A 14,099-nucleotide genomic window follows, 5' to 3' on the forward strand; every position below is an offset into this window, starting at 1 on the left:
GCCCATGGGATTGATCGGCTTAGTCGATCAGCCTAGCCCAAATTGTAAACTTGCATTCTTGTAAAAATTTACGTTTACTATACTCCCAAATATCGATAGTGATGGACTACTATGTTGTTGATACTCATAATTATTTCTTTTATTGTACTGTTTATTTTTTTCGCTAAATATCAAAAAAAACAAGTGCAAGCTAAAGCACTTGCCGCAGGTGATCCTACTGCGCTACTCAATCATGGCTTAACACTGATTAATCAAGGCGAAGTCAACTCTGGCCTAGATTATATTCAGCAGGCAGTCGATAAAGGCTTAGCCGTTGCCGCCATTGCTATGGCCGAACTTTATTCCGGTCGATTCCCACAAGTTCCCGCCGATCCCAAGGCATCTAACGATTGGTATAAAAAAGCCGCCGAAATAGAGCCTCAATATTTACCCATGCTCACACTACCTAATTTGCTCTCTTCTGAGTCGCAAACACTCGATGAGTTAATCGCACAGGCAGAACAGCTCAAACCTAATGCCGAAGCGGGGCAAGCCGAGTTTCAATATGAGCTTGCTTACTTGTATCTAAGCCAGCCCTTTCTCGATCCCGATGCTAGCCAAGCAATTTACTGGTTCGAAAAAGCCGCCGCACAAGAAAACCAAAGAGCCTATTACCATTTAGCCACACTCTACTGGCATGATGAGCGCGTCACTTCGGACTATATCAAAGCACGTGAATACTTTGAGAAATCCGCAGCCGCTGATTATGAATTAGCAAAAGATGATCTAGGGCATATGCTTGCTGCAGGCCAAGGTGGACCTAAAGATTTAGCGCGTGCAGAGGCATTACTTAGCGAGCGCGCCGCAGACGATGATTTCCGCCAGTATTATCTTGGTAAACGTTTCCTCTACGGTGAAGATTTTGCTGTCGACTATGACAAGGCGCGCCATTGGTTAAGCCAATCTGTCGCTAGAGGTAATGACTTCGCTAAGATTGAATTTGCTCATCTTTTACTGAAAGCGCCACAAAATGAAAGTGATTACCAACAGGCTAAAATTGACTTTGAAGAATTCGCACTTAAGTGGAATGAAGACGCACTGCTAGGCTTAGGCAAGATTTATGAGCAAGGTTTAGGCGTGAGTCGCCAACCAATTAAAGCGTTAATGTATTACCAGCTCGCGGCCATGAGCAATAGAGCAGATCACCTAAAAGAATTAGCCAGATTCAGTCAGCAACTAGGTACCTTAGAGATAAGAGAGGCTGAGCGTCTACGTGACAGTTTCTTGCATCAGCATCCAATCCCCGCTGAGCAACAACAATATTTTTATTTCTATAAGGCTGAATCATTTTTAAGTGGTGAAAAAACCACTCAAGAGGCTCTACAAGCGGCAGAAGCTTGGTACGTCAAATCGGCAGAGCTAGGTCATGAAATTGCTATGCGGGAGCTGGTCAATATTTACGGCGCAGAACAATTAAATAAACCTATACAAATGTTTATTTGGTCTAGTTTATTGCTACGTCATTTTGGTAAATACGGGATGAATAGCGCTCAACGACTCCATCAAAACACCGCAAAATCATGTTTAACCGAATCCGAACTTGCCTACGCCGAAACTCAAATTGAGGCTATTGAAACCCAATTAACGCCCTATCTTGAGTCGGATAGGTAAGTTTCCTAGCAGCGAATGAGCCCCAGAAAAGGTTTGGTCAGATTTAACAGGCCAAACCGTTTGGTTACAAAATAGAGTGAATTTATAATTACTTAAAAAGCACAGTGGATGTATAAGCACTACAATCAATTATTGACCAAACCTGCGCAGCTAAACGACTCAAAAATAAAACCTAGTCGAATTAACTGTCCAGCCCGATAATTAAAACTGAGCATTTTAATAGGCAAGATGAATGAGGCTGATACTGATCATTGTCATTTCATGCTTATTTCTGCCCCAAGCAAGGGCAGAAACCTCTGCCGTTGTCTGGCAAGCACACTGCCGCGATAGGCATCCTGTTATTTATGTCGAAAATGGTGAGTGCAAAGGCCCAGGTGCCGCAGTCATCAATGAAGTCATCGCCCGCCTAGGTCACAAGATAAATTGGAGTAATGTGCCTTGGGCACGCACAATTAAAGTGGCAGAAATGGGACAAGTCGACCTAATTCCTGTCCATTCGATGACGCCAGAGCGCAACGATTTTCTAGACCCTATGCTACTGGGATACGACAAGCGCTACGTCTATTACTTTGCCCTTGCGAATAGACAACTTGAAGTCAAACATTTCGATGAACTAAAACCTCATATCATTGGCGCACTTAGAGGCGCTTTTTACTGTCCGCAGTTCAATGACAATCAAAACCAACTAAAAGTGTCTTTTGTTAATGATAATGGTCAGTTAATCAATATGTTGAAGGCTGAGCGTATCGATTTAGCCATCACCTCCGAACAGCATGAGATGCAATTTTTTGCCAAAGATCCCCAACTCAAACAGATGGCGTACGTAGATATCAGCAAAAATGGCCGCTATTTCAGTATTCCGCTCATGTCGCCGCAGCATCAATATGCCAAGCAAGTTCACCAGATAGTCGACGACATGCGCACCTCTGGTGAAATTACTCAACTATTTAAATCCTACGGCGTCGAGCCTCCACTTAATCTCACTGAATCGCCCTTAGCGACTCACTAATCTGAATGCTGATAACCCAAAACTAACTTGGAATTAATTCGGTCGAGCGGCTAAATGCCGTAACAAGGTCGCCAATGTTGGCGCAACTGCCTGATGGGAGGGATAACACAAACCAATACGACGGAACATTCTCGGACCATCAAATTTCACTTGCTTGAGCCTAGGCTCATCTTCAATCAAACCATCGGGTAAAAAACTCACGCCAAATCCGGCTAACACTAGCGACATCACTAGAGATTTTGACTCAGCCTTAGCGACCAAATTAAGCGACATATTGCTGCACGCCAATAAACCTATTGTTTGCTGATGGGCTTCACAGGGTGGGCACTCAATAAAGTCAAAGCCATTGAGCTGCTCGGGACGTAGGCTATCTACTTGGGCGAGGGTATGATCCTTGGGGACGCAGAGCACATAATCCTCCTCCCACAGCGGAAAAAATACTTCATCTTCATGGCGTAAACTGTCGATAGTTAAACGACAATCTGCGGGGCTTTGGTAATCCAACAGCTCCAGATCGAGCTTCTCAATGGCTTGATTCACCTGTTGTAAAAATCCCGCCAAACGCCGCTGACTGAGATCTGGCATCACAGCCAAACGTAGCTTTTGCCGGCTCGCCTTCGCCATAAATAAGCCTGGTAACTTACTCGCCTCCTCGACTAATTTAACCGCCAAAGGGTATAGATAGTGCGCGCTGTCCAAAGGTTTAACGCCTTTTTTGCTGCGCTCAAATAACTGACCACCAAGCTCTTCTTCGAGTTGCTTTAACCCAGCAGACAGTGAAGGCTGGCTCACAAAGCAACGGTTAGCCGCCGAGGTAATATTGTTCTCTTCAAAAATTGCAATAAAGAAACGCAGCAAACGCAAATCGACCATTTAATCTTCTCCGACAACCGACGAGTTCAGCACAAATTTCAACAATAGTGCCATAGGCTGAGCCTATCATATCCAGCTGGAATAAGTATTTTTCGACTGAAAATCCCCAGCCTATACTGGTTAACAAGTTCAAGACGCCGAACAACAGTTTGTTTACGGCTTACATTGGCTCCAATTAATAGGAAATACTAATGAATCAAGTTACTAAATCACTGGTTGTCATCACGGGCGCCTCATCGGGTATTGGCGCCGCTATGGCTAAAAGCTTTAGCGCTGCAGGCCATCCGCTGCTATTACTGGCACGCCGAGTTGAAGCAATGCAAGCGCTTGAATTACCAAACAGCCTTTCTATCAGCGTCGATGTCACCGACGGCGCAGCTATTAAAACAGCCATAACCCAAGCAGAAGCGCAATTTGGCCCGGTCGGCTGTCTTATCAATAACGCGGGAATCATGCTACTGGGCCAAATCGATGTGCAAGATCCCAAGGAATGGAGCCGCATGCTCAATATCAATGTGATGGGCGTGCTTAATGGTATTCATGCGGTATTAGCCGACATGAAAGCTCGCAAAACTGGCACTATCATTAATGTCAGCTCAGTGGCAGGGCGTAAAACTTTTCCAAACCACGCCGCTTACTGCGCCACTAAATTTGCCGTGCACGCCTTAACAGAAAACATTCGTGAAGAAGTCGCCATGGATGACGTACGCCTTATCACTATCGCCCCTGGCGCGGTAGAAACCGAGTTGTTGAGCCATACCACCAGCGATGACATTAAAGCGGGTTACCATGACTGGAAAGAAGAAATGGGCGGCGTTATCTCCCCTGAAAACGTCGCCGCTGCTGCACTGTTTGCATGGCAACAACCGCAAAATGTGTGCGTACGCGAAATCGTTCTAGCACCAACGCGCCAGCAACCTTAATCCGTTCTGAGTCTACTTTTATCTAAGTTATCTTGCTTCGAAAGACAACCAAACCTATCCCCAAAATCAATAATGCCAGAGTCAACTCTGGCATTATTTACTTCCCAATAAAGCCTGCCAAACAGCTGCTAAGTTTCAACATCACTACTTTAGTGAGTGCATATTTTACAAAGTGTTAGCTTAATCACAGTCCATTTTTTGTGCTTTAGGCGCAAAACTCGAAACTCAAAGTTATCAGCGCCAATTTAGCACGTTGACTAGTTCATTGTTTTTAAACAATAAAAAAAATAATCACACCCTTCTACAACATTATCAATTAGATTTTTATCAATGAACTTTTTATCAATTAGATTTTTTTAATGAAAGTGATATACCTCAAATTTACACACCGTAGGATTTGATAAATTAATTTACAAAGTGGAATCAATAAAAACACTTAACCAACAAATAAATGTAAATGTTCACAAAAGTAAGGAATGAGATGATGAAAACGTCAACTAAGATAGCAATTGTCATGGCAGTGATCGGCAGCTTAAGTATTAATGCGTATGCCGCAGAGGGAGGTAATCCAAAGAAAGGTAAACATTTGTACAAAAAAGAATGCAAAGCCTGCCATAGCCAAGGCGGTGAAGGTGGTGAACTCACGCCAATGGCCAAAACGATGAGCCAGTGGGATCGCTTCTTTGATAAAGATAAGCACAAATTCAAACCAGAGGTATTCAATGGCCTCTCGGAGCAAGACCTCAAGGATATACAGCAATTTTTGTATGACCACGCCGCCGACTCGGACCAACCCCAAACCTGCGGTTGATCTCTGCCAACGTTATGGCCTAAGACAATGGTAGAGAGCTCCCCTGCAACTGCTCACTAACACATTGAATTAAAAATTAAAAAACCAATTCGAGAAAAATGGGGAACACACCTCAGGGACTCCTATTGGGTAAATTTGGCGAAATGCACTTAGCGCAATCATGCCAACAGAACAACTCTGGGAGAAACCTTATGCGTACTCTTATCTCAATCCTCGTTGCCAATGCCTTGTTTATGTCAGGCCAATCTTTTGCTACACCTAATGATGTGCAACAGGAAAATCAAAAAATTACCGAGTTAAAACAGAAGCTTGCCGATATTACCGAGCAATTGGATGATCTCAATAATCGCGTCGACAAAACCGAGCGGCACACATCGTTAGACCGCCTTGAAATTACAGGTGATTTCCGCACTAAAGCTCATTCACTACATTACCGCGATGTTGTCTGGAATCCTGCCATCAAAGTCAATTTCAACGACTTTAGTGCCAAAGCCATGTCCGGCGCTTTCGGTATGCCCAACGATCTCAACTCCCCACTAGGGAAAATGATGCAAGCTAATCCAGACCTTGCTGCAGCCTTCCAAAATGGCATGTTACAGGGCGTGATGCCCTATGTGCTCGCGCCCAAAAGTGTACAGGACATAGATAACGATATTTTTTACACTACTCGCCTGCGGTTAAATCTGAAAGCTAAGGTATGGGATAACGTCAGTTTTGCTGGTCGCCTCAGTATGTATAAAAACTGGGGTGACTCTACCGGAGTTCAAGTATTTGATTCTTGGCGGTCTTTCACTATGGATGGTACCAGTAGCGGCAATACCAGTGGTGACTGGCTGCGGGTTGAACGCGCCTATTTCGATTGGAAAAATATTAATGGATCAGAGTTTTATCTCTCCATAGGTCGTCGCCCTTCCACCTATGGTCCACCCAGTCACTACCGCGAGAATGAAATGCGTGGCGGCACACCTTCAGGACATTTAGTCAACTTCAACTTCGATGGCGCCACCTTAGGCTACAACCTAGGCGAAATCACAGGTATCGAAGGCCAAGTCGTCCGTTTCTGTTACGGCCAAGGCTTTGAATCACAATGGGGAAATGGCGAGATGTTTGGTGATATTGTCACCAAGGATACTCACCTTGGTGGCTTTAATATCGATGCGATCAACGATGGCACCAACTTCCTCCAGTTCACCCTGTTTGGCGCCAAAGATGTTAATGACGGCTTTAAAGGCACCATGGCCTTCCCTACCCAGCTTGCGGGCATTTTCGCCCCCACCATGTATCAAGATATGCAAAAGTTCGACAACTTTAACTTTGTTACCCGAGTACAACCCAGCGGGGTTATCGGCGACATGTATCTAGGAGGAATTGGTTTTGCGCGCGAAGAAGCAAACGATATCAAATGGTTTGCATCATTCGGCTGGACTCGCGCCGAGCCTAACGGTAACGCAGGCATGTTTGGCGGCATGTTATCCGATGCCATATTTGAAGCCGAGCTAAACAGCACTGGTACTGAGATTATTATGGTGCCTAAAACCAGTGACTATACCGAAGCCAAAGACGGTTATGGTATTTATGTCGGCGTACAAATTCCTGCTCCCTACGGCAAATTGGGTCTGGAATATAACTATGGCTCCGAATATTGGACGCCTTTTACCCAGGCACAGGATGACCCTATTGGTAGTAAGTTAGCTACCCGAGGACATGTAGCAGAAGCCTATTACATCTTTGATATTAACCCCAAAATGTTTATCAAACTTGCTGGCCTCTATTACGACTACGAGTACACAGGCAGCGGTACACCTGTGGGTGCTCCACAAAAAATCGACGATGTGCTAGCTGGCTCTGCTTATTCCATGTTGCCAGTGGTTGATACCGCGTTTGATGTCAACGCCTCACTCACCATCAACTTCTAATCCGTCATTGATAACAACTATCAGCCCTCAGTTACATCGAGGGCGGGAGTACAAAATGAATAAGCTCATCCTCATTGCCTTAGCGAGCATGACATTAAATGCCTACGCCGCTAATCCCCATAAAGAGGCACTTAAAGGCCCGTTTACCACAGGCTCACAGGTGACCACACAATGTTTAGTCTGCCATGAAAATCAAGCGACTGACGTGATGAAAACCTCCCATTGGACTTGGGAGTTAGAACAAAAACTTCCCGATAGGACAGTCGTAAGAGGTAAGAAAAACAGCATTAATAACTTCTGCGTTGCCATTTCCAGCAATGAACCCCGCTGTACCAGTTGTCACGCGGGTTATGGTTGGAAAGACAGTAACTTTGACTTTAAAGATAAAACCAAAGTCGACTGCCTAGTTTGTCACGACACTACAGGAACTTATGTTAAAGATCCCGCTGGGGCAGGTGAACCTATGGCAAAACTCGATCTGACTAAAATAGCTCAAAATGTTGGCGAACCTGTACGGGATAACTGCGGTAGTTGCCACTTCTATGGTGGCGGTGGTGACGCGGTAAAACATGGGGACTTAGACTCATCCATGTCTTATCCAGACAAAGCGACGGATGTGCATATGGATAGCGACGGTAATGACTTTCAATGTCAGAACTGCCACACCACTGAGAAACACATGATCTCAGGTAATGCTATGGGGGTTTCACCCGGTGGTGTCGACCATATTGGCTGTGAAAACTGCCACGAATCAGCGCCACACGCGAACAAAAAACTCAATACTCATACAGCGGCAGTTGCCTGTCAAACCTGTCATATTCCGTATTTTGCTAAAAACGAACCGACAAAAATGCGCTGGGACTGGTCAACGGCTGGAGATGATAAAAAAGAAACACTCGACCAATACGGTAAGCATACCTACCAAAAGAAAAAAGGAGATTTTGTTTGGGAAAAAATGGTCAAACCCCAATACGCTTGGTACAACGGCACAGCCAATGCTTATATGGCAGGTGATAAAATGGATCCGAGTACAGTCACTAAATTGACCTATCCCATTGGCGATATAAATGATGCCAAAGCAAAAATCTATCCTTTCAAAGTGCACACGGGTAAACAGATTTACGATAAAAAACTCAATATTTTTATCACACCGAAAACCTATGGCAAAGGGGGATTCTGGAGCGAGTTTGATTGGAACTTAGCGGCAAAACTAGGAATGGAAGCGAACACGACTATGCTTGAGAAAGGTATCAAATACAGTGGTGAATATGACTTTGCAGCCACTGAAATGTGGTGGCGGATAAACCATATGGTGTCACCCAAGGAGCAAGCATTAAATTGTAACGACTGCCATAACAAAGGCACAAGACTCGATTGGCAAGCCCTAGGTTATCAAGGTGACCCGATGAAAAATAAACAAGGGCCAAAACACAAACAGCCTTGATTGAATCGTTCACTGATTTGAGCATCACAGATATCTTACTTTTAGTAAGGCATCGAAGTGAACACAACTGATGAACCAAATCGAGTTCCCGGTAATACCCTTTGAGATCTTAGTTTTTACTAAGATCTATTTTTTTATTATCTTGTTACTCTCACCCAAAAAGACAATTAGACTCAGCCATTCTTCGGCCTTGCCCCAGTTTGTCTCATTGAGTGACTCAATACGGTAGTTTGACTCTGTTTACCCCCCAAATCATCTGATTTTTATGGCATTTATTTTGCGTAGTCATAGCGTGTTCAATTACGGCAATCAGTATGACCTCGGGCAAAATTTCCCAAACAGTATCCAATCCTTCATTCAACCGTTTACTCGGTGAAACCAGTGGCGCTTTTGCCGACTTAGGCACTTTTTTACCTTTAGTACTAGGGCTAATTGCCCTCAATCAATTTTCGCCCCAAGGGATATTTTTGGGGTTTGGTCTATTCGCTATTCTCAGCGCGCTGTTTTACCGTCGCCCGATTCCGGTACAACCGATGAAAGTCATCGCTGCACTGGTGATCGCTCAGGGCTTAACCCCAGGCATGTTGCAGGCAAGCGCCATGTTAATGGGCATTATCCTGTTAATTCTCGCCTTTAGCGGCGCCATCACTTGGTTAGCCAAACAGTTATCCCAAGCTGTGAGTGTTGGCATTCAACTCGCCATAGGTCTGCAACTGATGTGGATGGGCACTAAGATGATGAGTGAATTTTGGCTGGTTGGCGTGGGGGCATTTGTACTGTTATTTATCAGTAAATTTTTGCCGCTGCGTTACCTTGCCATGCCCTTAGTCATAGCAGCGGGGATGATTTGGCAAGCAAGTACACAAACTAGTTTAGCCACTAACTTTGATATTCAAGCAATGACAGCGCCATTTCAATTAGCGTGGCCGACATCAGTTGAATGGACCTCTGCCGCCCTTTTGTTGGTTTTGCCACAACTGGCTCTCACCTTAACCAATGCAGTGATTGCTACATCAGTAATGGCGCAGGAGAAATTCCCTGAAGATGCCGCCAAACTCACACCCAAAAACTTCGCCATTAGCTCAGGTCTTGCCAACTTATTGCTCGCGCCCTTTGGTGCCTCGGCCATGTGCCACGGTGCGGGCGGACTTGCGGTGCAATACCATTTTGGTGCTCGCACTTATCTGGCGCCGTTAATTTTTGGCAGTACGTGCTTAATGATAGCCCTGTGCTGGGGTACTAATATCGCTTGGCTATTAAGCCTTATTCCTATGGCAATCCTCGGCAGTTTACTGACCACTGCGGGGCTGCAACTGGCGTGGTCGAAACGCTTAATCGATGGTAAGCCCTTCTGTATCTTTGTGATTTTATCAACCGCGGTGACTTGCCTCGCCATCAACGCCGCTGCGGGACTTGCCGTGGGGATAATTCTGGAGCAAGGTCGCCGCACTTGGGCCATGTTGGCCATGCGTTAATCACTTCCGACTCGCTGTAATAAGGGTTCCCAAAAACAAAAAGCGCGTTATACAACGCGCTTTTTGTTAACCATTCAAACCTCTTCTAACAAAGCTACAGCAGGCTAAAATGTTCTTGCAGGATTGGTCGGTGTGTCCTTTTGCGCCAGCGCCCATTTAGCAATGGCATCTTTACGCATAAAGCCTACGTTAGTGTGACCTTTAGCGTACTGAATAAACTTATCTAAAGCGGTCACAAATCCAGGAGCGCCACCAATACGGTCATGCACACTGATCGACATCATCCGTCGCTGCGTCGAACCTTCTTGATAGAGCATATCGAACTCATCCTTTAGTTCCTGTAAAAAGGCCGCGGCCGTCATAGCTGTGTTGCCACCAAAACGTCCGATATCATTGTTACGTAAAGTGTAAGGCACAACCGCAAAAGGCTTATTTCCTACAAGGATAATTGAAGGCTCGTCCCGCGATAGGTCATCAATGTGATAAATAAAACCTAAGTCCTGCAAAATATTGAGGGTTTGAGTGCTGTGGCGCATCCAAAAGGCATTAAAACCTAAGGGGCGCTGACCTGTGATCCTTTGCAGCGTCTCAATACTCGCCACATAGGAGGCGCGTTCCTCTGCTGGCGACATGCTGTATTGTGGCGTCCACGTTTGTCCGTGGCCCGAAATCTCATGCCCCTCATCTGCAACTTGTTTGGCAAGTTGAGGATGTAGCTCAGCGGCGCGCCCAACCATGTGAGAGGTCACCTTGATATTGTGCTTACGCCACAAGCGCAGCAGCCTTGGAATACCTTCGTTCATACCGTAATCGTACCAAGTCGGGGTAATGGTATCTGGATAGCCCTTTTCCATCGGCGGAAACGGCCCTTCGGCATTTTTATCTTGAGCACCTGCTTCAAACTGCATTGAGATTGAAATCACTAACTGCTCACCACTTGGCCAAAATATTTTGTTCATACCACTGCCACCTGAACTTTTGGAGTCATTTTCTAAGGTATCTAATGATGGTAAACCAATAGCAAGCGCCGTTTGGCTTAGGCCGAACCCAGCAGCGATGGCGCCACCTGCCATTAAAAATCGTCGACGTTGATTCATGATTGAGTCCCTGCAGCTAATTGAGAAAATAGCGTTTGATAATCTTCGAGGTGCCAGTTATCTGTGATGAAACCATCCCGTACTCGATACATGTCAACAGCACGAAAATCGATTTTCTGCCCTTGGCCTTTTTGCTCACCAAAGACACCAGTGAAGCGGCCATTAAAACGCAGACGCACCACTGCACGATCGCCAACGACTAGCAAATGCTCAACTGAAACAGAGAGGTCGGGGACCGCTGCCCTAAATGCCTTTGATGCTTCGAGTGGACCCGTGATTCCCTGTGCGCGGCCAGCGGGCAGAGTACGGTCGATAAAACCAGTCGCCAATGCGCCGTGGGCAAAACTTGCATCGCCCGTGTGCCAAAAACTGGCATATAACAAAGCGGCGCGGGCGATAGCTTGTGCCTGCGGTGATTGATCAGAAATCGTTTCCATTGCCGCCACTTTTGGCACTAATGCCGCTCGCACTTTAGCACTATCCTGTGTTGTTGCCCCTTGAGCGGCTAACGCATCCATGCTCAGACTTGCTAAGCTAAAACCCACAATTGCAATACCCATAAAGCCTGAAAACCATAGACTTAAGCTGAGCCAAGCGGGTAAGCGCTGAACATACAAAGTGTTAACCCGATCCATTATGCCACCTCATCGTCAGCGGATCGGATGACGGCTCTCAATGCTTCGTTGTGTGTAGGATAATCGGTATAACCCGCCGCACTACCGCCAAACAAGGGGCCTTTGTCGAATGCAGATAAAGGCAATTGATGCATTAAACGGTAAGGCAAATCGGGATTCGCAATAAAAGGTCGACCGAAGGCAACTAAGTCCGCATAACCGTTATCAATCACTTCATTGGCACGCGCCACATCATAGCGACCCGCAACAATAATGCTGCCCTTAAAGACTTTACGCAGCTCGACTCTAAAGGATTCTGGCACCTGTGGCGCATCATCCCAATCCGCCTCTGAAAGATGTACATATGCCACGCCTAATGCCGATAAATGCTTAGCCGCTAACAGAATAGTGTCTACAATTTCAGGACACGCCATATCTTTAAACGTCACGTAAGGGGCGAGGCGAACCCCGACTTTATTGGCACCAATTTTCGCACTCACGGCTTGGACAATTTCGAGTAAAAAACGAATGCGATTTTCCTGAGAACCGCCGTAGACATCAGTTCTGTGGTTTGAATTGGTGCGTAAAAACTGGTCAATCAGATAACCATTGCCGCCGTGAATTTCGATGCCATCAAAACCCGCCGCAACCGCATTCACACCCGCCTGTGCAAAATCGGCCACAACACGGTCGATATCAGCTTGCACCATAGCCTTAGGTTCTGGGCAATCCACCATTTGCCCTTCAGGATGCGCTTCATCCACAATCCATACTTTTGTGCCAACGGGCGCAATGGCCGATGGTGCAATCGGGGCATTACCCTGCTGAAAAATCGGGTGCGATACACGGCCAACATGCCAAATTTGATTAAAGATTTTACCACCAGCCTGATGCACTGCCGCTGTGACTTTTTCCCAACCCTCAATTTGCTCCGCGGTATACACGCCCGGCGTAAATGAATAGCCTTGACTGTCATCGGAGATTTGTGTCGCTTCTGTGATGATTAACCCCGCCGAGGCGCGCTGGGCATAATATTGCGCCATCAGATCATTAGGAATATTGCCTGGCTGCGTAGTACGCGCCCGAGTCATAGGGGCCATCACAATGCGATTGTTTAATGCCAGTGACGCTAATTTGTAAGACATGAATAGACTCATACACACTCCGAACCAGAAATTAAGATGAAACATCAGTGGTGCAATTGTGCATTAGTTAATCTATATTGATAATCAGGCTATTATTAAAATCATTTTCAAAAATAATTTGATATGTATCATTTAAACGATCTGCAATTAGCGCTGCGTATCGCAGCCTTAGAGAGTCTCTCGGCAGCCAGTAAAGAAATAGGCATGACGCCGGCAGCGGCAAGTGCCGCGCTGCAAAGATTAGAGAAAAAGCTAGGATGTCAGCTATTTGCTCGCTCGACGCGGCGCTTACAGCTCACAGAAGAAGGGCGGATTTTTCTCGATTCTGCGAAACCCGCACTGGCGATTCTCGAAACTGCCAGCGCCAATTTAGCCGAACACAGGGGTGAGCTTAAGGGCGAAGTACGCCTCGCGTTACCTTCGGATATTGGTCGCAGCCAGATCCGTGCTTGGCTCGATGAATTAATGGACAGCGCCCCAGAACTGACAGTGCAGCTGTATTTTGGCGATCATATGACAGACTTAATCGACCAAAATATCCATTTGGCTTTGCGCTATGGCCAACTTGACGACTCAAACCTTAAAAGGCGTCAGCTCGCCATGACCCCAAGGGTACTGGTCGCCTCACCCGCTTATCTGGCACAACACGGCACACCAAGCACGCTAAATGAACTGAGCCAACACGCAGTACTGATCTTAAATCGCGGCGGTGAGCCGTGGCAGAAATGGAAGTTAAGTCATAACGGCGCACCCGTTGAAATCGAAGTCAGGGGCCAACGTTTCTGTAACGATGGCGCAGTGATCCGCGACTGGGCACTATCTGGTCGTGGGATTGCCTATAAGAGCTGGCTCGATGTGGCGCAAGATGTAACCGAAGGCAGACTCCACTTAGTGCTAGCCGATAAAATAGCCCCGCCGATCCCACTGCAATTGGTATACCTACAAACCGATTATCCCAGCCATAAGATCCGTCGCACCATAGAGTTTTTAGTAGAAAAGCTCAGCCAGTTCTCCCAAAACTATCCACTGCCCTAAATTACAAACGTCCAAAGTATCCTAATAGAAAACCACGATAAACAAGTGGTCATGTGAAGAAAATAACCACCATCAAGTCGTTGCTAGATGATAGAAAACTAAAAGTA

The 14,099-nt window shown here is 46.0% G+C and carries 12 protein-coding genes; 8 read left to right on the forward strand and 4 right to left on the reverse strand.

The genetic code is table 11. The features are described from left to right. The first annotated feature begins 111 nt into the window (after positions 1-111). Together HQQ92_RS17590 and HQQ92_RS17595 are read left to right on the forward strand one after the other, a co-directional pair. Positions 112-1,650, forward strand: coding sequence for a tetratricopeptide repeat protein (locus HQQ92_RS17590; RefSeq protein ID WP_173247207.1), 1,539 nt, complete (start codon positions 112-114; stop codon positions 1,648-1,650). Between the two features lie 232 nt (positions 1,651-1,882). Further along, a complete protein-coding gene (locus HQQ92_RS17595) occupies positions 1,883-2,659 on the forward strand; it encodes an ABC transporter substrate-binding protein (RefSeq protein ID WP_173247210.1) in 777 nt (258 codons plus the stop codon). A gap of 33 nt (positions 2,660-2,692) precedes the next feature. Here HQQ92_RS17595 and HQQ92_RS17600 read toward each other — a convergent pair whose 3' ends face one another. Then, positions 2,693-3,532, reverse strand: a complete 840-nt coding sequence (locus tag HQQ92_RS17600; RefSeq protein ID WP_173247214.1) for a LysR family transcriptional regulator — start codon at positions 3,530-3,532, stop codon at positions 2,693-2,695. A 191-nt stretch (positions 3,533-3,723) separates the two neighbouring features. Between HQQ92_RS17600 and HQQ92_RS17605 the strand changes: the two genes are divergently transcribed. The 5 genes from HQQ92_RS17605 to HQQ92_RS17625 all read left to right on the forward strand — a co-directional run bounded on the left by HQQ92_RS17605 (position 3,724) and on the right by HQQ92_RS17625 (position 10,101). Continuing rightward, positions 3,724-4,455, forward strand: coding sequence for an SDR family oxidoreductase (locus tag HQQ92_RS17605; RefSeq protein ID WP_173247217.1), 732 nt, complete (start codon positions 3,724-3,726; stop codon positions 4,453-4,455). A gap of 481 nt (positions 4,456-4,936) precedes the next feature. Beyond that, positions 4,937-5,266 carry a cytochrome c gene (locus HQQ92_RS17610; protein ID WP_173247219.1) on the forward strand — a complete coding sequence of 110 codons (330 nt, stop codon included), beginning with the start codon at positions 4,937-4,939 and terminating at the stop codon, positions 5,264-5,266. A gap of 191 nt (positions 5,267-5,457) precedes the next feature. Then, positions 5,458-7,182, forward strand: a complete 1,725-nt coding sequence (locus HQQ92_RS17615; RefSeq protein WP_173247222.1) for a DUF3373 domain-containing protein — start codon at positions 5,458-5,460, stop codon at positions 7,180-7,182. A gap of 55 nt (positions 7,183-7,237) precedes the next feature. Beyond that, positions 7,238-8,626 (forward strand): tetrathionate reductase family octaheme c-type cytochrome, encoded by a 1,389-nt coding sequence (locus tag HQQ92_RS17620; protein WP_173247225.1) that lies wholly within the window; start codon positions 7,238-7,240, stop codon positions 8,624-8,626. 314 nt (positions 8,627-8,940) lie between these two features. Next, on the forward strand, positions 8,941-10,101 hold the full coding sequence (locus HQQ92_RS17625) for a putative sulfate/molybdate transporter (protein WP_106649267.1): 1,161 nt from the start codon (positions 8,941-8,943) through the stop codon (positions 10,099-10,101). Between the two features lie 104 nt (positions 10,102-10,205). Here HQQ92_RS17625 and HQQ92_RS17630 read toward each other — a convergent pair whose 3' ends face one another. The 3 genes from HQQ92_RS17630 to HQQ92_RS17640 are packed head-to-tail and all read right to left on the reverse strand — an operon-like array spanning position 10,206 to position 12,969. Beyond that, positions 10,206-11,198: a polysaccharide deacetylase family protein gene (locus tag HQQ92_RS17630; RefSeq protein WP_173247228.1), complete on the reverse strand. Its 993-nt coding sequence runs from the start codon at positions 11,196-11,198 to the stop codon at positions 10,206-10,208. Continuing rightward, on the reverse strand, positions 11,195-11,833 hold the full coding sequence (locus HQQ92_RS17635) for an ester cyclase (RefSeq protein ID WP_173247231.1): 639 nt from the start codon (positions 11,831-11,833) through the stop codon (positions 11,195-11,197). Before HQQ92_RS17635 ends, HQQ92_RS17630 begins: the two co-directional genes overlap by 4 nt. After that, entirely contained in the window at positions 11,833-12,969 is a 1,137-nt protein-coding gene (locus HQQ92_RS17640) for an alkene reductase (RefSeq protein WP_173247234.1), read from the reverse strand. Before HQQ92_RS17640 ends, HQQ92_RS17635 begins: the two co-directional genes overlap by 1 nt. 111 nt (positions 12,970-13,080) lie before the next feature. Here HQQ92_RS17640 and HQQ92_RS17645 point away from each other — a divergent pair, with 111 nt between their 5' ends. Further along, positions 13,081-13,992: a LysR family transcriptional regulator gene (locus HQQ92_RS17645; protein WP_071938732.1), complete on the forward strand. Its 912-nt coding sequence runs from the start codon at positions 13,081-13,083 to the stop codon at positions 13,990-13,992. Positions 13,993-14,099: the final 107 nt, after the last annotated feature.

Source organism: Shewanella sp. DC2-4, from assembly GCF_013248875.1.
Classification (GTDB): Bacteria; Pseudomonadota; Gammaproteobacteria; order Enterobacterales; family Shewanellaceae; genus Shewanella; species Shewanella oncorhynchi.

What these genes read in the sequence shown, in the direction of transcription:
- HQQ92_RS17610 (WP_173247219.1), top strand. Translation starts at nt 4,937, where the DNA reads ATGATGAAAACGTCAACTAAGATAGCAATTGTCATGGCAGTGATCGGC.
- HQQ92_RS17635 (WP_173247231.1), bottom strand. Translation starts at nt 11,833, where the DNA reads ATGGATCGGGTTAACACTTTGTATGTTCAGCGCTTACCCGCTTGGCTC.
- HQQ92_RS17625 (WP_106649267.1), top strand. Translation starts at nt 8,941, where the DNA reads ATGACCTCGGGCAAAATTTCCCAAACAGTATCCAATCCTTCATTCAAC.
- HQQ92_RS17630 (WP_173247228.1), bottom strand. Translation starts at nt 11,198, where the DNA reads ATGAATCAACGTCGACGATTTTTAATGGCAGGTGGCGCCATCGCTGCT.
- HQQ92_RS17620 (WP_173247225.1), top strand. Translation starts at nt 7,238, where the DNA reads ATGAATAAGCTCATCCTCATTGCCTTAGCGAGCATGACATTAAATGCC.
- HQQ92_RS17595 (WP_173247210.1), top strand. Translation starts at nt 1,883, where the DNA reads ATGAGGCTGATACTGATCATTGTCATTTCATGCTTATTTCTGCCCCAA.
- HQQ92_RS17645 (WP_071938732.1), top strand. Translation starts at nt 13,081, where the DNA reads ATGTATCATTTAAACGATCTGCAATTAGCGCTGCGTATCGCAGCCTTA.
- HQQ92_RS17590 (WP_173247207.1), top strand. Translation starts at nt 112, where the DNA reads ATGTTGTTGATACTCATAATTATTTCTTTTATTGTACTGTTTATTTTT.
- HQQ92_RS17615 (WP_173247222.1), top strand. Translation starts at nt 5,458, where the DNA reads ATGCGTACTCTTATCTCAATCCTCGTTGCCAATGCCTTGTTTATGTCA.
- HQQ92_RS17640 (WP_173247234.1), bottom strand. Translation starts at nt 12,969, where the DNA reads ATGAGTCTATTCATGTCTTACAAATTAGCGTCACTGGCATTAAACAAT.
- HQQ92_RS17600 (WP_173247214.1), bottom strand. Translation starts at nt 3,532, where the DNA reads ATGGTCGATTTGCGTTTGCTGCGTTTCTTTATTGCAATTTTTGAAGAG.
- HQQ92_RS17605 (WP_173247217.1), top strand. Translation starts at nt 3,724, where the DNA reads ATGAATCAAGTTACTAAATCACTGGTTGTCATCACGGGCGCCTCATCG.